The following is a 3,080-nucleotide window of genomic DNA, read 5'->3' on the forward strand; positions in this document are numbered from 1 at the left end:
CGCCTACACCTCTCGGCTTAAGCTTGCTGCACACGCTAAGTCGCTGACCCATTATACAAAAGGTACGCCGTCACGGGACAAGCCCGCTCCGACTGCTTGTAGGCATCCGGTTTCAGGTCTCTTTCACTCCCCTCGTCGGGGTGCTTTTCACCTTTCCCTCACGGTACTGGTGCACTATCGGTCACTGAGGAGTACTTAGGCTTGGAGGGTGGTCCCCCCATCTTCAGACAGGATTTCACGTGTCCCGCCTTACTCGAGGATCAGATCCGGTTTACCCGTACGGGGCTATCACCCGCTATGGCCCGACTTTCCAGACGGTTCCGGTTATGTAGATCTGATCACTGGCCTGGTCCGCGTTCGCTCGCCACTACTAACGGAGTCTCGGTTGATGTCCTTTCCTCCGGGTACTGAGATGTTTCAGTTCCCCGGGTTCGCCTCCGCACCCTATGGATTCAGGTACGGATACCGCATAAGCGGTGGGTTGCCCCATTCGGAGATCTGCGGATCAAAGGGTGCTCGCCCCTCCCCGCAGCTTATCGCAGCGTGCCACGTCCTTCATCGCCTCTCAGTGCCAAGGCATCCACCAGATGCCCTTAGACGCTTGATCTCAGCTCTTCTACTAAGAGAAGCACCGCGCACAGAGGCAAGCGCCCTACCGGACACTCAACTCCATACATCGATACCTCTCCCCGCAGCCGGAACAATCCTCGCCTTGCGACCAGAGAGGCGTACCTCCCAAGCCCAAGACGGCGATCGTTCCGTCTTCGCATTCTCTTCACAATGTCCAATATCCGCGATCGCTTGACGCGATCTGCCGCAGGCCTCAGCCCACGGATCTCGTTCCTCTCACGTTCCAGCTTTTACCATCGGCTCTTTGTCTTCTCACACCAGATTGGTGGAGGCGGACGGGATCGAACCGACGACCTCATGCTTGCAAAGCACGCGCTCTCCCAACTGAGCTACGCCCCCGAAGATTGCAGGCCTTGCCGCTGGCGGCGCGCCGTCAGTCATGGTGGGCCAGGGAGGATTTGAACCTCCGACCTCACGCTTATCAAGCGCGCGCTCTAACCAGCTGAGCTACTAGCCCCAAAGCAATATCGACGACACGGTAGGCCCGTCGCCTCGCCATCCTCGCGGATCGCGCTGCGCTCTGGACCCAACCGGTCATCGGCTGGAACGGAGAAGGGATGCGTGGCCGGCGGCCTTCAGACCCATGATCGGATCCTAGGCTCCCGTATATCGGGCATCCTTAGAAAGGAGGTGATCCAGCCGCAGGTTCCCCTACGGCTACCTTGTTACGACTTCACCCCAGTCGCTGATCTCACCGTGGCCGGCTGCCTCCCTTGCGGGTCAGCGCACCGTCTTCGGGTAAAACCAACTCCCATGGTGTGACGGGCGGTGTGTACAAGGCCCGGGAACGTATTCACCGCGGCGTGCTGATCCGCGATTACTAGCGATTCCAACTTCATGCACCCGAGTTGCAGAGTGCAATCCGAACTGAGACGGCTTTTGGGGATTAGCTCCAGGTCGCCCCTTCGCTGCCCACTGTCACCGCCATTGTAGCACGTGTGTAGCCCAACCCGTAAGGGCCATGAGGACTTGACGTCATCCCCGCCTTCCTCCGGCTTGTCACCGGCAGTATCTCCAGAGTGCCCAACTCAATGATGGCAACTGAAGAGGAGGGTTGCGCTCGTTGCGGGACTTAACCCAACATCTCACGACACGAGCTGACGACAGCCATGCAGCACCTGTGTGGAAGCCAGCCGAACTGAAGGACCAGATCTCTCCGGACCATACTTCCCATGTCAAGGGTTGGTAAGGTTCTGCGCGTTGCTTCGAATTAAACCACATGCTCCACCGCTTGTGCGGGCCCCCGTCAATTCCTTTGAGTTTTAATCTTGCGACCGTACTCCCCAGGCGGTGTGCTTATCGCGTTAGCTGCGCCACCGAACAGCAAGCTGCCCGACGGCTAGCACACATCGTTTACGGCGTGGACTACCAGGGTATCTAATCCTGTTTGCTCCCCACGCTTTCGCGCCTCAGCGTCAATACCAAGCCAGGTGGCCGCCTTCGCCACTGGTGTTCTTCCCAATATCTACGAATTTCACCTCTACACTGGGAATTCCACCACCCTCTCTTGGATTCAAGCCCGCCCGTATCAAATGCAGTTCCCAGGTTGAGCCCGGGGCTTTCACATCTGACGCAACGAACCGCCTACGCGCCCTTTACGCCCAGTCATTCCGAACAACGCTTGCCCCCTTCGTATTACCGCGGCTGCTGGCACGAAGTTAGCCGGGGCTTCTTCTCCCACTACCGTCATCATCGTCGTGGGTGAAAGAGCTTTACAACCCGAAGGCCTTCATCACTCACGCGGCATGGCTGGATCAGGCTTCCGCCCATTGTCCAATATTCCCCACTGCTGCCTCCCGTAGGAGTCTGGGCCGTGTCTCAGTCCCAGTGTGGCTGGTCATCCTCTCAGACCAGCTACCGATCGTCGGCTTGGTAGGCCGTTACCCCACCAACTACCTAATCGGACGCGGGCCCCTCTTCCGGCGATAAATCTTTCACCCGGAGGTCGTATACGGTATTAGCCAAAGTTTCCCTTGGTTGTTCCGTACCAGAAGGTAGGTTCCCACGTGTTACTCACCCGTGCGCCACTCCCCTTGCGGGGCGTTCGACTTGCATGTGTTAGGCCTGCCGCCAGCGTTCGTTCTGAGCCAGGATCAAACTCTCAGGTTCGACTTCAGATCTTCGCAACTCGCGTCGCTCGATCCTACTAGTGGAGCGCTTAACCCAGGTCTCTCGACCAAGGCCGCACCTCACACACCTGAGCCATCCAACGATCCACCAGATCTCTCCGGCAAATCGCTCATGACTCTACTAGCGTCCGAGATACCGCGCCCGCTTGCTTCGCCCTCTACCGAGAGACCAAACCGCCGGCCGCGTATCCCTTCTCCACTCTATCCCACTTGTCCAAGATCCGTCGCTCTTACCACCAGTTTCCCGGCTCCAGAGCCGCATCCGCCCGTCGCGCCTTCCCCTTCCAGGGCCGGCCCGCCAGGGCAGAAACGCCGATGTAA

Annotated in this window: 2 tRNA genes and 2 rRNA genes (1 of these 4 cut by a window edge); all 4 read right to left on the bottom strand. The window is 58.7% G+C overall.

Annotated elements, in window-relative coordinates:
• A 23S ribosomal RNA gene (locus tag P409_RS25085) occupies nucleotides 1-607 on the bottom strand; it reaches 2,133 nt to the left of the window's first position.
• 286 nt (nucleotides 608-893) lie between these two features.
• Nucleotides 894-969, bottom strand: a tRNA-Ala gene (locus P409_RS25090).
• A gap of 41 nt (nucleotides 970-1,010) precedes the next feature.
• Nucleotides 1,011-1,087, bottom strand: a tRNA-Ile gene (locus tag P409_RS25095).
• Between the two features lie 166 nt (nucleotides 1,088-1,253).
• A 16S ribosomal RNA gene (locus P409_RS25100) occupies nucleotides 1,254-2,739 on the bottom strand.
• Together the 16S and 23S rRNA genes with 2 tRNA genes alongside form the textbook arrangement of a ribosomal RNA operon.
• Nucleotides 2,740-3,080 lie beyond the last annotated feature (341 nt).

The sequence above is a fragment of the Inquilinus limosus MP06 genome (genome assembly GCF_000767795.1).
Taxonomy (GTDB): Bacteria; Pseudomonadota; Alphaproteobacteria; order DSM-16000; family Inquilinaceae; genus Inquilinus; species Inquilinus limosus_E.